Source organism: Rothia gullae, from assembly GCF_024294905.1.
GTDB lineage: Bacteria > Actinomycetota > Actinomycetes > Actinomycetales > Micrococcaceae > Rothia.
Map to the genome: position 1 here is coordinate 136,368 of NZ_JANCOC010000004.1, position 15,030 is coordinate 151,397.

Below are 15,030 nucleotides of genomic sequence, written 5' to 3' on the forward strand. Positions count from 1 at the left end.
AGTTCCCACTATACGGGCTCTTCCACAAACCGCAAGCGGTTTCGTCACCGGGCGGGCGGTGCCGCTGCGTACAGTGGAAAACTCAAAACTGGGTACACAAAAGCTCCGTGCATGCACACCGTGCATAGGGCTTCTAATTATATAAATCTAACGCTTTAGGAGGTCTAGATGAGCCTCATAGTCGAACTCTTCAGTAGCGTATGTTTTTTGTGGCATAGCAAAAGGGGGCGCCCACCTGATGGTGTGGCGCCCCCCCTGTGTGGGTTGGCTAGTTGTCGTTGCTGGGGGTGAGTTCGGGCGGGAAGGGAATAGGGCCTTCTACGGGCTTGATGCCGCGGCGGGCGTACTCGGCAACGATTTCAGGACGCTTATTCAGCTTCCGCACCGCCGCTACCAGCCGCTTCTCATGACCGTCATTGCTCAACCAATTAATGTACGGGTAGCTTAGCAAGAAATCTACGTACAGCTCAGGATCCATAGGGTAACCATTATCCGAAGACACCATAAGGTTCTCTTCCGCTTGCATCCGCTCATAACCGGAGAAGCCGACACCGTAATGCCCGCCTTCTTCCGTATCGGTCAAAGCCCAGTTAAAAGTAGTAGCAGAGTCTTCAGCATAATACGCCTGCTGGGGACTAACGTCGATATCTTTAACCCACATGCTTCCACTCATTTTCCTGTAGGAGCCTTCTAATATCCGAGGAGATATTTAAAGGCGCAAGTACTTCTACCCCAGTATCAGCCAAATTAGCTCGACAATCAACACCCTTCATCGGAAAAGCAGCATGAAGTATAGTGCGACTACCGATAATCTCAAGACGGGCATGTAAAAGAATATCGTCTATAACCCCTAACAGCTTAACCCCAGCCGTCCCACTCCCGTAGGACTTAACAGAGACCATGTCAGGAGAATCTAGCAGCTTTTGCACAGCTTCTCGTGCCCGTTGCTTCGTCCACCCCGGAGGGAACTTCACCTTATTCCGGTGAGTACTCTCAGGACGATGCCCACCGTCTAGCCCGTTCGGCTCGCCTTCCCAGATATGCCGCATATCCTCATCAGTCAGCCGATACTCGGGCACCTTCACAGAAGCACGCGGAACAGTCTCAACACCGGGTGGCGGCCATTGCCACTCCTGCACCTCGGGCAGCCCCTTACGCCGGGAACGCCGCGAAGAGCCCATCTTCTTCGGATACTGACCATCCACAGAAGCGAACCCCCTTTCTGCCATAAACCCGTTATGTTCCTTGAACGCCTGCGCCTCGAAGCCACGCCGCTGGGATGACTCCAGCTCATCAGTCACAGCTTCCAGATGCTGTTCATCCGCACCATCTGTCACGGTGAAGGCGGCGGCTTCGTCCCGCTTATTCGAGATCAGCACGGGCGAGCCGGCGGCGGCACGCTCGGTCAGTTCCTGCTCAACCCAATCCCTGGGGTGGTTGCCCTTATATGCGTCCGGGTTGGTTGCCGCCCTGCCCACAACCCGCCCCTACTCGGGGTACCTGCCCGATCTGGTCGACATTCTGCTTGGTACTGGGTGCCGTTGGGGTGAGGGTTCCGGGCTCCGATGGGAGGACGTAGACCTGGACGCTGGGACGGTTACGGTAGCCGGCACGCTCATTCAGAAGGGCGGCTGGCAGGCGGACACAAAGACTCACGAGCCCCGCACCCTGCAGGTGCCGTCCTTTGTGCTCGATGTGCTCCGCAGGCGGCACTCAGAAGCCCGGGACGGCGCCGTGCACGTGTTCGAGCAAGGCGGGGCACCACTCGCCTACAACTCAGCAAGAAACTACCTCCAGCGGGCACTGACAGGCTCCGAGCTAGAGTGGGTGACCTGGCATGTACTCCGCAAGACCACAGCAACCTTCCTCGATGAGCGTCTCGGGTTGGCTGAGGCGTCTGCACAGCTGGGTCACGCCTCGGAGGCGCAGACGTTATCGGCGTATGTGGCGCGTGACCGGCAGGCGGTCTTTGCGGAAGCGCTGGAGGGGCTGGCGGCGGCGTAGATTGGTCACAATTTACTCCCAATTTTGAAACCAGTAAACCCCAAAAATGAACCAGTATTTAACCTGGCGAAAAAAGAAGAACCCCCGTATTTCCCCTAGTCAACTAGAGGAAATACGGGGGTTCATATAGTTTGCACACCTGTTACGTGTGCGCTCTCACATTAGAAAGCCTTGTTTACCAGCGCAGCAAGACCGGACTTCTTGTTTGCAGCGGTCTTCTTGTGCAGAACACCCTTGGAAACAGCCTTGTCCAGCTTACGGTTCACAAAACGCAGAGCCTCAACAGCAGCTTCCTGGTTCTGTGCCTCAACAGCAGCCTTGACCTTGCGGGTCGCGGTCTTCAGCTCGGACTTTACAATGTTGTTGCGCAGGCGAGCCTTCTCGTTGGTGAGGATACGCTTCTTCTGAGACTTAATGTTAGCCACAATTAAACTTTCTGTTTTGTCTTATTGGTCGGTGAGGGCGACGCTGGCCGATCATCGACTGAGCGGCGTGGGGATGCCTATGGCAACCGGCCAGCAGTGCCCGATGACCATCGGACACTCAACCACACATAATACCAGATGAACAGCCTCCACGACAGACCCCCGCGGAGAGAAAAATACTGTGAAAACCGCTACACGCAGCCTCCACATCCGGCGCAGATAATCGACACCAGTCGCCGGTGAAACTACCGGCACAGGGCGTTAGCCGTTACGGCGAGTCCACGCACGCTCAATCAGACGGAACGTATCCTTCGGCATAATCGCACCCTCACGGCGCATCGAATCCGGGCGAACACGAATCACACGGTTCAGCTTCACCTCAGAAGCGCGGCCCTGCGGATCCCACGGACCCGAACCAATATCAAGGTAGTTCGAATCAGCGTGCTCACGGTTATTGTGGTCCTTGCTGGTCATCATCAACGCTAGCAGGTACTCACCGTCACGACCCACCAGAAGCACCGGGCGGTCCTTACCCTGCGAGTGGTCCTCCTCGAAAGGAACCCACGTCCACACGATTTCACCCGGGTCAGCGTCGCCGTCCAGGGAGGGCGAGTACTCAAAGTTGATCATGTCGCGGTAATCGCCCGGGTAATCCGAACCGTCGGATGCGACGGTCGAAGCCGGTGCGGAAGACTTCGAGGCGCTCGGTTTAGGCGCCGAAGAGCCGGAGGTGCGAGCCTTACCCTGACGAGATTCACGCTGACGAAATTCATCCTTGCGGGATTCACTCTTCTGGGAGGACTCGGAGCCGCCCTTAGACGCAGTAGCGTCGTTGAGGGCATCCTCTGCCGCCTTCTGCAGGAAGGGCAGCAGGGCAAAGAAAATTTTCTTCAGAATTTCGAGCATGGGCTCTATTATGCACTACAGGCGCGGAGGTAGAGCAATCGCCAAAACAGCCTGCTCCACCGCATACACCGCGTCCTGCGACTCGCCCTTCAGCTGGGCGTCCGCATCAGCCAGAAGCTGCACAATATGCGCCAGCTGGGCGCCGGTAAAACGGCGGCCGTCACGCTGAGCCTGCTCAACCTGCCACGGTGACATACCCACCTCACGCGCCAGCTCGTTAGCGCTCATACGCACGTGGTGTACGCGCGCAATATTGCGGATACGCATGGCGAGCGCGCCAAGCATCGGAATCGGCTCCGTGCCGGTGGCAAGGGAGTGGCGGAGCAGACGCAAAGCCTCCGGGGCGTTACCGGAAATCGCGGCATCACTTACACGGAACGCGGTGACTTCGGTACGGCCGCCGTAGTAGCGGTTCACTGCCTCTTCGGTGATGTCGCCGGGTACGTCTGAGAGCAGCTGCTGGCATGCGGCGGCAAGCTCCGCGGTGTCGGAAGCGGCGGCCGTCAGCAACGCCAGAGCCCCGCCGGTAATGGGGCGCTGGGCGGTAGCGAACTCCCCCGCCAAGAACTCGCTCTTCTCCCGGTCGGTTTTGAGCGCCTTACAGTTAATGAGCACGAACTGGGAGCGCACCAGGTCAATGAGCTTCTTGCCGCGGTTACCGCCCGAGTGGTTCAGAATGAGCATGATGTCCGGCTCGGGGGCGTTCAGGTAGGCGAGCGTATCGGTCAAAAACTCGTCACTCATGGAGGCGAGGTTCTCAACCTCAATGATCTTCGCCGAACCGAACAGGGAGGGCGAAGCGTGCAGGATCAGTTCCCCCGCCGTGTAGGTGGCGGCGTTAATCTGAACGCGGTCTACCTCCGGGTGGATGCTGCGGAACAGCTCACGCAGGCGTGCTGCAGCGCGGGAGGCGAAGTACTCCTCCGGGCCGTAGAGCATGACGGCGGGTGCCGGGGTGACGGTACGCCACGCGGTGTCGAGGGCGGGGCCGCCTCGGCGGGCGTAACCTCGGGAACCACCACGCTGGGTTGAATGCTTACGCTCGGACACGCATATCACTCGCCTTTATCTGCAGGGTACGGGTTGAACTCGGCCCCGCTGCGCACGGGGGTGCTGCGTGGGTAGAGTCTCGAGTATCCATCATAGCGTTTTCTTCTCAGATGCCTCCTAGCGGTGGTTAGGGGCAGTCGGTCACGGTTAGTCGGTTAAGACCGGGCGGGCTGATTGGGCGCTGATAGGAGGGCGCGGTTTGCGGTACCACCCGCAAATACTGCCGGTGCGTGACCGCACGGTAGCGGCATGCATCCACCCACCACAGGGCTATGCTCAACGCCAGCACACAGAGGGCGCTACACGCCACCGCGGGCACGCCCGAACCGGGCTCCCACGGGTTACCCGGCGCGTGCGCGGCAGTGTGTGCCGCCCACTCGATGCCCTGCGCGGCAAGGCCACCGGCACGCAGGCACAGATCCGCCGCAGTGGGCAGACCCAGGAGCATGAATCCGAGCGCAACCAGCCCGGCGAGCATACTCAGCGGCGACAAAGGAGCGGCAACCAGATTCGCCGGAACCGAATAGAGCGGCACCTTACCGCTCATCCCCAAAATCAGCGGAGTACACCACAGGGACGCCACAATCGGCGCGGCGAGCATTTCCGCACAGAACACAGGCATGACGCGCATGAGCAGGCGAATCAGTGGAGGACCCAGCAGAATCAGTGCGGAGGTTGCCGTCACCGACAGGGCGAACCCCATATCCACGGCGAGGTGCGGGGCGGCAAGCAGACACATCAGCACTGTTGTTTGCAACGCCGCCAAGGACTGGCGACCCGAACCGCGTAGCATCGCGTAAGCACCGAGCAGGCCCATGGCGAGGGAACGAATCACGGAACCCTCAGAGTCCAGCAACATGGCGTAGGCGAGCACCGCCGCAACCCCGCACAGCACCATGACGCGGTGCGGAATGGCGAGGGTACTCAGCCGGTACACAAGCGGCGGCAGGGCGTGGGCATTTGACGGGGTAGGTTGTTGAGAGTGGGTAGGGCGACGGGGGTACGCGGGGCAGCGAGAACGAGCCGTGCCTCTCCCCCGCAACCGCTGCATCCAGGAACGGAACAGCAGGTATGCGCTGGTGAAACGGTACGGGCGAACCGCCAACACCAGCCGGTACGCACCCAAAAACACAATGGCAATATTCGCCCCGGACACCGCCGTAATATGGCTGAGCCCGCTGAGCTTATACTCCTCCCGCGCGGTGGAACTCATCAGCGAATCGTCCCCGTAGGCGGTACCCAAAACCAGTGCCGCAGACTCCGTGCCGAGGGCGTCCAGAGCGCGGGCGCGCAGCTGCTCCTTGAGCGTGGACAGGTATGGCTCCGCCGCCGTCCGGGTGACAGCGTTCGACCCGGCACCGGAGGCGGGAAAAATAGTTGCGCCGCTCAGCTTCGCCGTGGAACCGTTGAACTCCACCGTACCGAGGGCGGTCACCTTCATGCCCGGATAAATTGCCTGCGAGCGCGCGGTGCCGCTCCCCTGCTGCTTAGCCGCCGAGTTCGCCGCCGAACTTGCCTCCAGCCGCTGCGCGGCGCTCTTTGCCGAACCGTCACGCCGGTACACGCGCACCCTCTCATTCACCAACGCACGCACTCTCCGCCCCTGAATTTCCTCCAGCTTAATAACCACCAGAGTAGTACGCGGATCCACGCGGCGAACCTGCTCCACCGTGCCATTCAGACGAAGCGAAGCACCCTGCACCTGCTGCAGGGTGGCGCGGGATGCATCCACCCCCGTAGCGCACAAAAGCACCGCCTGAACCGTGACAATACACGCCAGGAAAACCAGCTGACCGGTCGTGCGAAAGAGCAGGCTGTAGGGCATCACGGCACGCGGCGGAAAGAAGAGCAGAATCGCCAGGCACCCCAGCAGGGCAATGAGCCCGCACGCCAGCGGATGCACCACCCGCCACGTGCCCACGGTCAGCGCCGCCGCGGTAAAAGCCCACAGCGCCAGCACCGTGAAACTCAGGCGAAGGTCCAGGTGTATGAGGCTTCCCTGGGCGCGCAGCTCCTGCTCATCACGGCGGGTGCGCCACCGTTCAGCGCCGATGCTCCAGCGGTAGCGGGCACGGTCATACGCCGTAGCCGCGGACCGGGTGAAGCACCGGGTAAGGCGCAAGGAACCGGGAAAGAGTTTCTGCTCCCCTGCGTGCTGGCGGTTCGGCCTGCAGTTCTGCCGGCGCATTAGACCGTCACCAGCGGGCGCAGATTCTCCAGCATCGACGGACCAATGCCGGGCACCGCATCCAGCTCATCCACGCTACGGAAACCGCCGTGCGCCTCACGCCAGGCAATAATACGCTGAGCCATTGCCGGACCAATACGCGGCAGGGTCTGCAGCTCCTCAGCGGTGGCAGTGTTAATGTTCACCGGGGTTGAGCCCTTCTGCGCGCTGCCTGCAGGAGTTAGCGTGCGCGCAGGCTGAGGCTGCGTGCCACCCTGCGAAGCGCCGTTCTGCGCTGCACCATTCGCCGCGTTACCCTGACCCGCATTTGCCGTGCCACCGTTGGGCTGAATCTGCGCTGGAGCAGCCGTCTCACCACGATGCGGTACATAAATCTGCACCCCGTCACTGAGCGCACCGGCAAGGTTCACGCGGTCCAGGTCAGCATCCGCTGCGGCACCGGAGGCGGCGGCAATCGCATCCACGGCACGACCCTGCGCGGGCAGCGTGTACACGCCGGGATTGTTCACGGCACCCGCCACATGCACCCGCACGGTACCCTCGCTGGAGGCGCCACCCTGCGCAGATTTACTCGGGTTAGCGCCCGGCTGGGCAGTGGACTGGGTGCCGGGCTGAGCACCCGGGCTCTGCGGGGCCCCCACCGCCTGCACCGACTCAGCGGAAGCACTCGAGGAGGCGACCTGCTCGGCACGCGGCGCCGCCGAAAACTGGGTCACACCCCACACCACGGTAACCAATGCCAACACCGCCACCAGAAGCAGCACGCGTGGCGACAAGCCCCAACGGGTACTGCGGGTGGTGCCAGGCTGATCAGCCTGCTCCCATTCCGCCCAATCGTCCACCTCGGTCCAATCGGGCTGCTGATCCCATTCAGCCCAACCATTCGACTCCGGCTGGGATGCCGAGGGCTCGGCAGGTGTTTCTTCGGCTGGTACCTCCGCGGGCGTTACCTCAGTTGAGATTGCCAGCGGCACGGTGTCCTCAGCATCCGGCGCACCGTGTTTACGGGCGCGGGGGCTGCGGTAGAGGCTGTTCATCAGGGAGCGGGCGCTACGCTGCACGCCGCCCTGCTGAGTTGTGCCGCCCTGCTGGGCTGCACTATTCTGCACCGGGCTCTGTACAGCGTTCTGGTCGGGGTTGGGGGTCATGCTTGTCATACCCCTACCCTAGGCTCACGCGCGTGAACGCACGAGCGCACGCAAAGAACCTGTGGATAACTCCCCTCGCACAGTGCGAGAGGGGCCATCCACAGGCTCATTTTTGAAAAATATGCGGTTTTGTTCAAAAACGGAGGGGTTTGGTTTGTCATAAAACCGTCACAAACACCTCAGCCACACGAGCTTCCCGTGCCGTTTAATAGCAGAATCTAGCCTTCGCTTACTCCCCGCGCGGCAGCTCAGTACCCGGAACACCCAGCTCCGAAGCACGCTTATCAGCCATCACCAGCAGGCGACGAATACGGCCCGCAACCGCGTCCTTCGTCATCGGCGGATCAGCCAGACGACCCAGCTCATCCAACGACGCATGCTTATGCAGCACACGCAGCTCACCGGCATAGCGCAGATGATCTGGAACCTCATGACCCAGAATCTGCAGGGCGCGCTCCACGCGGGCGCTCGCCGCAACAGCCGCCTGAGCGCTACGGCGCAGGTTCGCATCATCAAAATTTGCCAGACGGTTCGCGGTCGCACGAACCTCCTTGCGGGTGCGCGCCTCACGCCACATGGTCAGGGTGCCAGTCGCACCCATACGCTCCAGTAGTTGCGAAATCGTCTCGCCGTCACGCACCACCACACGGTCGGTGCCGCGCACCTCGCGTGCCTTCGCAATAATGTCCAGGCGACGAGCCGCACCCACCAGCGCGAGCGCCGCCTCAGGACCGGGGCAGGTAATCTCCAGGGAGGAGGAACGACCCGGCTCAGTCAGCGAACCGTGCGCCAAGAACGCACCGCGAATGACCGCCTCAGCGTCCTGCCGGGAGCCGTTCACCACGGCCGGAGGCAGGCCACGCACCGGGCGGCCACGCAAATCCAGCAGACCGGTCTGGCGAGCCAGCGCCTCACCGCCGTGATCCACACGCACAATGTAGCGGCCGCCTCGACGCAGACCACCACCGCTGACGCTGGTCAGCTCAGAGTCGTGGCCGTAAATCTCCGCGATGGTGCGGCGCATGCGGTGGGCGGTTGCCTCGTGGTCGACCTCAGACTCCACCACGATTCGCCCCGAGACAATGTGCAGGCCTCCGGTAAAACGCAGAATCGTAGAGATTTCTGCCTTACGAGCAGAGACTTTCGTTGCCTCGTAGTTGGCGAGTTCGTCCTTGACGAGCGTGGTTAATGCCATGAACAGGTCCTTCTAGGCGTAGTGTTTAAGTCTAAAAATCAGGAAAAAGGGCGCACATAACAGCCAGCTCAAGCAACACACTTGAGCAGCAAACCCAAGCCAGTAAACCTAAGAGCTCAGCTCAAACGCTTCGTTATACGCAGCCGCAAGCTTCAGCGGGTCGTGCACATTCGGCTGGGAGCTCGAACGCAGATGCGCCCACACAACCTTCGCACCCATCGCAGAAGCCTCACGCTCCAGCTCGGAACGGTGATCAGCCTGCATGTCAGCGTCAGCAATCACCGCGTCAAGGTGAAGCTTCGGGGCGTACTGGCGCAACAAATCCAAGTGCGTTGCCGGGGTGAAGCCGACCGTCTCCTTATCGTCGGAGAGGTTCATAACCACGCAGCGGCACGCCTCCGTACGGATAATCGCCTCACGCTGAGCATCCAAGAGCAGATGCGGCAGAACCGACGTACGCCACGAACCCGGACCCAAAACAATCCAGTCGGACTCTTCAATAGCGGCGAGCGCCTCCGGGCAGGGGCGAGCATTCTCAGGGGTCAGACCAATATCGTGAACCCGTTCCTCCTTCGAGAGGTTCACCTGACCGACCACCTTCACACGCTCAATACCGCCACCGTTATGCTCACGCAGCACAGTGCCGTAAATGACCATCGGATCCAACGCCATCGGCAGCACACGGCCACGCGCATTTAGCAGGGCACCCGCCCAGTCCAGACCAGCAACCGGGTCATCCAGAAGCTGCCAGAGAGTAGCAATCAGCAGGTTACCGAGAGCATGGTAATCCAGCGGGAACTCACCCTCATAACCCTCGGGCGCGCTAAAACGATGCTGCATCACATCACGCCACGTGCGACCCCAATCGGTGTCATCACACAGCGCAGAAAGCGCCATACGCAAATCTCCCGGAGGGAGAATACCCATCTCCTCACGCAAACGACCCGACGAACCGCCATCGTCAGCAACCGTCACAACAGCCGTCAAATCAGGCGTGACGTGGCGCAACGCAGACAGGGAACCGTACAGCCCGTGGCCGCCGCCCATCGCCGTGACCTTCGGCGAACGGTGCGTGGTCTTCAGCAGGCGCAAAGCCTGAGTCGGCAGAGCCGGCAGGCGCGGAATACCCTGAGTGTCATAACTGGTCGAATGGGTGGACATAGTAATACCTCACATACCCGGAAGAAACGGTATGCCGGCCCCACGGGTGCGGGGCCGGACGGCGGCTAATGAAACACGACGCGGTGGTTGGGACGCGCCGGGCGGAACTTACTCGCGGCCCTTGTCGCGGTGCTGAACATTCACGTTCAGCTCACCGAAAGCAGAGAGACGACGAGCCAGTTCTTCCGTCACAGCCACGGAACGATGCTTACCACCGGTGCAGCCAATTGCGATGGTGGCGTAGTACTTGCCCTCACGGCGGTAGCCCTCAAGCACGGGGCGAAGAGCCGCAAGGTAGTTGCCGATGAACTCCTCGGTGCCGGCGTGCTCCAGCACGTAGTCGCGCACCGGGGCGTCCTGACCGGTCAGGGGGCGCAGCTCCGGAACCCAGTGCGGGTTCGGGATGAAACGCATATCAGCCATGTAGTTAGCATCCGAAGGCGCACCGTACTTGAAGCCGAAGCTCATCACGGTCAGGTTCAGCTTCTTATCCGCACCCTCAGCAAACATTTCACGCACAGTACGAGCCAGCTCGTGCACGTTCATGCCGGTGGTGTCAATGGTGCGGTCAGAAGCGAGGCGCAGATCTTCGAAGAGAGTGCGTTCAGCGCGGATACCGTCGAGGACGCGGCCCTCACCCTGCAGCGGGTGCGGGCGGCGCTGAGCCTCGTAGCGGGCAATAATGGTCTCATCCTTGGCGTCAAGGAAGAGCATGGAGAAGTCAATATCGGACTTGCGCAGAGTCTCAATCGCAGCGGGAAGATCGGAGAACAGTGCGCGGGCGCGAACGTCAATACCGAGCGCCACCTTCGGAACTCGTGCACCGTCGCGGGTGACCAAATCAGCCAGGGAACCGAGCATCTGCGGCGGGATGTTATCGATAACGTACCAGCCCTCATCCTCCAGTACATTTGCGACAGTGCTGCGGCCTGCACCAGAAATACCGGTGATCACCAGAATCTGAGGACGCTTCTCACTCTGGGCGGACTGTACCGTGGCGGGCTTGCTCTGATTCTCGGGCATGGTGCTTCTTCCCCTTCAACGCGAAATACTCTCTATGCCATGATACAAGACCTTTATCTGACGGTTCGGGGGTATGGTCAGAAATTTCGCCAGTATGACAGAAATATGAGATGCTCCCCCGGCGGAACCCCAGAAGGAACCCCAGAAGAAAGAAACCTGCATCACAAGTGCTTGCGCATAATGCTCCCCCAAGGGAGTCTACAAAAAGAGGCGGTCTACAGAAAGAGGCCGGCGGCAGAGCTACGGAGGGTACAGCAAAGCCCGCACGATACCTCCTCGCAGGAGGCATCGCACGGGCTTTGAAAATACGTAACCAAGCACGCACCAGCTGAGTAGCTACGCGAACGAATGAGGATTCTTAGGCAGAAAACTCAGGCAGGAAATCCGCCACATGCTCCAACAGACGCACCGACAGTTCCTTCTTCGAACCGGAGAACACCGGCGCCTCATCATTCAGAGTCGACAGCAGCGTAATCGTGTTATCGTCCGTACCGAAACCACGATTTACACCCACCGTATTGACCGCCAAGAAGTCCGTACCCTTACGCTGCAGCTTCTCACGCCCCAGCTCCAACGGAGTCTTCTCCGCAGAGCCAGTCTCCGCCGCAAAACCAACAATGAGCTTCGGACCGAGGGTGCTCTCCCCCTCCTCACAAGCCTGCTGGCGGCGCACTACGACCTCACGCAGAATATCCGGGTTGCGAACCAGCTGAATCACCGGCGCATCCTCAGAATCGGCGCTCTTCTTAATCTTGAACTCGGCAAACTCGGCGGGTCTAAAATCAGCCACCGCCGCAGACATGATCAGCACATCCGCCGCCGCGCTCGCCTCAAGGGTCGCCTCACGCAGCTCCAGGGCGCTCACCACGCGGGTCACCTGCACACCCTCCGGCGCGGGAACCTCAAGGTTCGCACCGATCAGATGTACGGTCGCGCCCAGGTCACGTGCCGCCTCCGCGAGCGCCACGCCCTGCTTGCCGGTCGAACGGTTGCCGAGGAAGCGCACCGGGTCCAGCGCCTCACGGGTGCCGCCAGCGGTAATGACCACGAGGCGACCGGCCAGAGGAGCACGCAGCGGTTCGGAGGCGCCAGTTGCCTGACTGGATTCAAACTGACCAGGCTCAGCCTTGCCCAAATCACCCTGCCCCAGCAGCGCCGAAGTCAGCGTCGCCGCCATACGCTCCTGCTCCGTACCCGTGTACAGGGGCTCAGCCGGCGCGCAACCGGGCGTGTACACCGGGTGCATCTGCCCCTTCGGGAAGCGAGCAATCACATCTAGCGCTACCGCGAAAATATCCTCCGGCTCAGGCATGCGACCCGGACCAGAATCCGGGCCCGTCAAACGCCCAATCGCAGGCTCAATCACGCGATAACCCCACGAACGCAGAGTCTGCACATTCGCCTGAGTTGCCGGATGCTCCCACATCTGGGTGTGCATCGCCGGCGCCAAAATTACCGGGGCGTGCGTTGTCAACACCGTAGAAGACAGCAGATCATCCGCACGACCAGCCGCCAAACGAGCCAGCAAATCAGCGGTCGCCGGGGCAATCACCACAGCGTCAGCCTGCTCGGCCTGACGCACGTGGTTCACCTCCGGTACACGGTCAAACACGTCCGTTGAGACGGGGTTGCCGCTCAGTGCCTCCAGAGTGGGAACACCCACGAACTTCGTCGCGTTCGGGGTGGGCATGGCGATCACCTCGTCGCCATTCTTCGCAAAAAGACGAAGGAGCATCGCCGCCTTATACGCAGCAATGCCCCCTCCAATACCAACGATAATGCGCATGGTACGTCAAAGAATCCTTGTAAAAAGCAGATTACTCAGCGGACTCGTCGAGGATAACCTCTTCGATAGCAATAACCTCTTCGCTACCTGCGGGGATGTACTCCTCCTCGATAGCGCCAGAGAACTCAGCCGCGCTGAAATCAATCACAGCGGACAGATCCTCGGGAATCGGGTAGCCGTCCTCGTCGAACCTAGCGTCCGGGTGGTGCTCCGCCACAACACGGTCAGCAATGATTTCACGCATTGCCACCGACAGGGACTTCTCATTCGACTCAGCGTCAACCAGCGGGCCAACGTGCGCAGCAGTATTGTCCTGCAGGTTAGCGTAGTATGCGTTAATCTGGCGTGCACGGCGGGCACCGAAAATCACCAGGCCGTACTTGGACTCCGCCTTCTCAATCAGCGCGTCAGCGCTGGGGCTCACGATGCCCTCGGGAGCGACACCGTCAACGAAGTTGTAGTCCTCGTGTTCCTTGATTTCGTTTGCCACTAAAAACTCCAAATAGCTTGATGGAATGTACGTACCGAACACCCCCGCACACCGTTCGCGCTATGGCGCAAACCGGGCGCACTGAGGGCACGGTCAAAACTAAAGAACTATTCTACCCTCTCAACGACTAAAACGCACGTACCAGCCTGGGCAAAAGGTGTCAGCCCAGCCAAAAAGGTGGGGGTCCGAAGAAAACTCTTCGAAACCCCCACCCTTCACAACGCCTCACGGCAGAACTACAGGTCGGAAGAAACTCTGGCCCCACCGCAAACGCAAAGCATGCAGATTAGGCGGCGCCAATCAGCTCAGCAATCTCCTTCGCTGCACGCTCAACAGAGTCGTTGACGACCGTGACGTCAAATTCCTTCTCAGCAGCCAGCTCAACCTTCGCGGTTTCAAGGCGACGAGCCTGCTCCTGCTCACTCTCGGTACCTCGACCCACCAGACGCGACACCAGCTCATCCCAGCTCGGAGGAGCCAAGAAAATCAGGCGGGCATCAGGCATGGTCTCACGAATCTGGCGAGCACCCTGCAGGTCAATCTCAAGGATCACCGGGCGGCCAGCGTCCAGGGCCTCCTGGACCTTAGCGCGCGGAGTACCGTACTTGTTCTTACCGTGCACCACAGCGTACTCAAGCATCTGACCGTCAGCAATCATCTGGTCAAACTCTTCCATCGAAACGAAATAGTAGTGAGTACCGTCAACCTCACCGGGGCGAGGATCACGAGTAGTAGCGGAAACAGAGAACCACACGTTCGGGTAGTTCTCACGAATGTACTGGCACACCGTACCCTTGCCAACAGCAGTGGGGCCAGCCAGTACGGTGAGAGTCGGCTGAGACATAGCTTCCTTACTGCGCCTTCATCGGCTGAAGGCACGATGTATTAGGACTGAGAAGGCTCGGAATACTGAGTAGTAGTCCTACGACGTGCACGGTTCAAATACCGCGAATTACGGTTGAAGTACTCCACCATCTTGCGACGCTGGTGTACACCCAGGCCGCCAAGGCGGCGAGTCGGTGCAATATGAAGTTCTTCAATAATGCGTTCAGCTCGAACAGCACCAATGCCCGGAAGTGCGCGCAACATCTGCCCCACCGGCATTTTAGCCAGTGCAGGGTCGGAATCGACCATATCGAGCACCTGACGCACAGAAAGTTCACGGTTACTCAGTGCACGCTTAATTTCCTGACGGTGCGCTCGGGCAAGTACTGCCTTCTCACGGGCGGAGGCGCGCGCATCCTCAGTTAGCGGAGTCAGCGGCATGGTTGGGTCCCCATCTCTGCGATTTATAGAATTTTACTTATCAACTAATCTAACACGGATAGCACGAAAACCCTCGTTCCACCCGCGGCACTCACCCTCGCACCAACAATGCGTCTACGCACGTCAGCACGTAAATATCAGGGAGTACTCCTATAGCATAGCGGAGTATTCACCTTATCAAAAGTGGAACCACGCACGCACCTCAAAGAGTAGGCGCACTCCCCCAGTGTAGAAGTAAGCAAAATCATATCGGCGCGAGTATACGGCAGCAAAATTATGCATGCGGGTGTACCGAAAAAATGCGATAAAACAAGCACGCACAAGGGGCGCGCACCCCGAACAGGCCCTCAACAGAATCCACCCGGAGCACACGCCCCTCTCACACAAC

The 15,030-nt window shown here is 60.2% G+C and carries 15 protein-coding genes; 1 reads left to right on the forward strand and 14 read right to left on the reverse strand.

What is annotated here, in order from left to right; all coding sequences use genetic code 11:
- Nucleotides 1-268 precede the first annotated feature (268 nt).
- Together NML54_RS04090 and NML54_RS04095 are read right to left on the reverse strand one after the other, a co-directional pair.
- Nucleotides 269-661, reverse strand: coding sequence for a hypothetical protein (locus tag NML54_RS04090; protein WP_254756032.1), 393 nt, complete (start codon nucleotides 659-661; stop codon nucleotides 269-271).
- A complete protein-coding gene (locus NML54_RS04095; protein ID WP_254756033.1) occupies nucleotides 651-1,478 on the reverse strand; it encodes a hypothetical protein in 828 nt (275 codons plus the stop codon). Before NML54_RS04095 ends, NML54_RS04090 begins: the two co-directional genes overlap by 11 nt.
- Here NML54_RS04095 and NML54_RS04100 point away from each other — a divergent pair.
- Nucleotides 1,459-2,004, forward strand: a complete 546-nt coding sequence (locus NML54_RS04100) for a tyrosine-type recombinase/integrase (protein ID WP_254756034.1) — start codon at nucleotides 1,459-1,461, stop codon at nucleotides 2,002-2,004. The two genes, NML54_RS04095 and NML54_RS04100, sit on opposite strands and share 20 nt — an antisense overlap.
- Nucleotides 2,005-2,165: 161 nt before the next feature.
- Here NML54_RS04100 and rpsT read toward each other — a convergent pair whose 3' ends face one another.
- The 12 genes from rpsT to mihF form a co-directional block, all read right to left on the reverse strand.
- Nucleotides 2,166-2,429, reverse strand: coding sequence for a 30S ribosomal protein S20 (gene rpsT / locus NML54_RS04105; RefSeq protein WP_005505969.1), 264 nt, complete (start codon nucleotides 2,427-2,429; stop codon nucleotides 2,166-2,168).
- A gap of 261 nt (nucleotides 2,430-2,690) precedes the next feature.
- The gene (locus NML54_RS04110) at nucleotides 2,691-3,335 is read right to left on the reverse strand and encodes a type II toxin-antitoxin system PemK/MazF family toxin (protein ID WP_254756035.1); all 645 of its coding nucleotides are present in this window, start codon (nucleotides 3,333-3,335) and stop codon (nucleotides 2,691-2,693) included.
- 15 nt (nucleotides 3,336-3,350) lie between these two features.
- The gene (gene holA / locus NML54_RS04115) at nucleotides 3,351-4,385 is read right to left on the reverse strand and encodes a DNA polymerase III subunit delta (protein WP_254756036.1); all 1,035 of its coding nucleotides are present in this window, start codon (nucleotides 4,383-4,385) and stop codon (nucleotides 3,351-3,353) included.
- A gap of 127 nt (nucleotides 4,386-4,512) precedes the next feature.
- Nucleotides 4,513-6,507, reverse strand: coding sequence for a ComEC/Rec2 family competence protein (locus NML54_RS04120; protein WP_254756037.1), 1,995 nt, complete (start codon nucleotides 6,505-6,507; stop codon nucleotides 4,513-4,515).
- Between the two features lie 65 nt (nucleotides 6,508-6,572).
- Complete coding sequence (locus NML54_RS04125; protein ID WP_254756038.1) at nucleotides 6,573-7,730, reverse strand: ComEA family DNA-binding protein; 1,158 nt, start codon at nucleotides 7,728-7,730, stop codon at nucleotides 6,573-6,575.
- Nucleotides 7,731-7,950: 220 nt separating this feature from the next.
- Nucleotides 7,951-8,916: a DNA-binding protein WhiA gene (whiA, locus tag NML54_RS04130; protein WP_254756039.1), complete on the reverse strand. Its 966-nt coding sequence runs from the start codon at nucleotides 8,914-8,916 to the stop codon at nucleotides 7,951-7,953.
- Between the two features lie 108 nt (nucleotides 8,917-9,024).
- On the reverse strand, nucleotides 9,025-10,077 hold the full coding sequence (locus NML54_RS04135; RefSeq protein ID WP_254756040.1) for a gluconeogenesis factor YvcK family protein: 1,053 nt from the start codon (nucleotides 10,075-10,077) through the stop codon (nucleotides 9,025-9,027).
- 108 nt (nucleotides 10,078-10,185) lie between these two features.
- Nucleotides 10,186-11,100 carry an RNase adapter RapZ gene (gene rapZ / locus NML54_RS04140; protein WP_254756041.1) on the reverse strand — a complete coding sequence of 305 codons (915 nt, stop codon included), beginning with the start codon at nucleotides 11,098-11,100 and terminating at the stop codon, nucleotides 10,186-10,188.
- 358 nt (nucleotides 11,101-11,458) lie between these two features.
- Complete coding sequence (locus NML54_RS04145) at nucleotides 11,459-12,886, reverse strand: bifunctional phosphopantothenoylcysteine decarboxylase/phosphopantothenate synthase (protein ID WP_254756042.1); 1,428 nt, start codon at nucleotides 12,884-12,886, stop codon at nucleotides 11,459-11,461.
- Between the two features lie 31 nt (nucleotides 12,887-12,917).
- Nucleotides 12,918-13,376 carry a DNA-directed RNA polymerase subunit omega gene (rpoZ, locus tag NML54_RS04150; RefSeq protein WP_254756043.1) on the reverse strand — a complete coding sequence of 153 codons (459 nt, stop codon included), beginning with the start codon at nucleotides 13,374-13,376 and terminating at the stop codon, nucleotides 12,918-12,920.
- 286 nt (nucleotides 13,377-13,662) lie between these two features.
- A complete protein-coding gene (gene gmk / locus NML54_RS04155; protein ID WP_005505951.1) occupies nucleotides 13,663-14,220 on the reverse strand; it encodes a guanylate kinase in 558 nt (185 codons plus the stop codon).
- Between the two features lie 41 nt (nucleotides 14,221-14,261).
- The gene (gene mihF, locus NML54_RS04160) at nucleotides 14,262-14,642 is read right to left on the reverse strand and encodes an integration host factor, actinobacterial type (protein ID WP_254756044.1); all 381 of its coding nucleotides are present in this window, start codon (nucleotides 14,640-14,642) and stop codon (nucleotides 14,262-14,264) included.
- Between the last annotated feature and the right edge of the window lie 388 nt (nucleotides 14,643-15,030).

Coding starts and splice junctions, on each gene's coding strand:
- NML54_RS04090 (WP_254756032.1), bottom strand. CDS start 661: ATGTGGGTTAAAGATATCGACGTTAGTCCCCAGCAGGCGTATTATGCT.
- rapZ (WP_254756041.1), bottom strand. CDS start 11,100: ATGCCCGAGAATCAGAGCAAGCCCGCCACGGTACAGTCCGCCCAGAGT.
- NML54_RS04110 (WP_254756035.1), bottom strand. CDS start 3,335: ATGCTCGAAATTCTGAAGAAAATTTTCTTTGCCCTGCTGCCCTTCCTG.
- whiA (WP_254756039.1), bottom strand. CDS start 8,916: ATGGCATTAACCACGCTCGTCAAGGACGAACTCGCCAACTACGAGGCA.
- mihF (WP_254756044.1), bottom strand. CDS start 14,642: ATGCCGCTGACTCCGCTAACTGAGGATGCGCGCGCCTCCGCCCGTGAG.
- NML54_RS04135 (WP_254756040.1), bottom strand. CDS start 10,077: ATGTCCACCCATTCGACCAGTTATGACACTCAGGGTATTCCGCGCCTG.
- NML54_RS04145 (WP_254756042.1), bottom strand. CDS start 12,886: ATGCGCATTATCGTTGGTATTGGAGGGGGCATTGCTGCGTATAAGGCG.
- gmk (WP_005505951.1), bottom strand. CDS start 14,220: ATGTCTCAGCCGACTCTCACCGTACTGGCTGGCCCCACTGCTGTTGGC.
- NML54_RS04125 (WP_254756038.1), bottom strand. CDS start 7,730: ATGACAAGCATGACCCCCAACCCCGACCAGAACGCTGTACAGAGCCCG.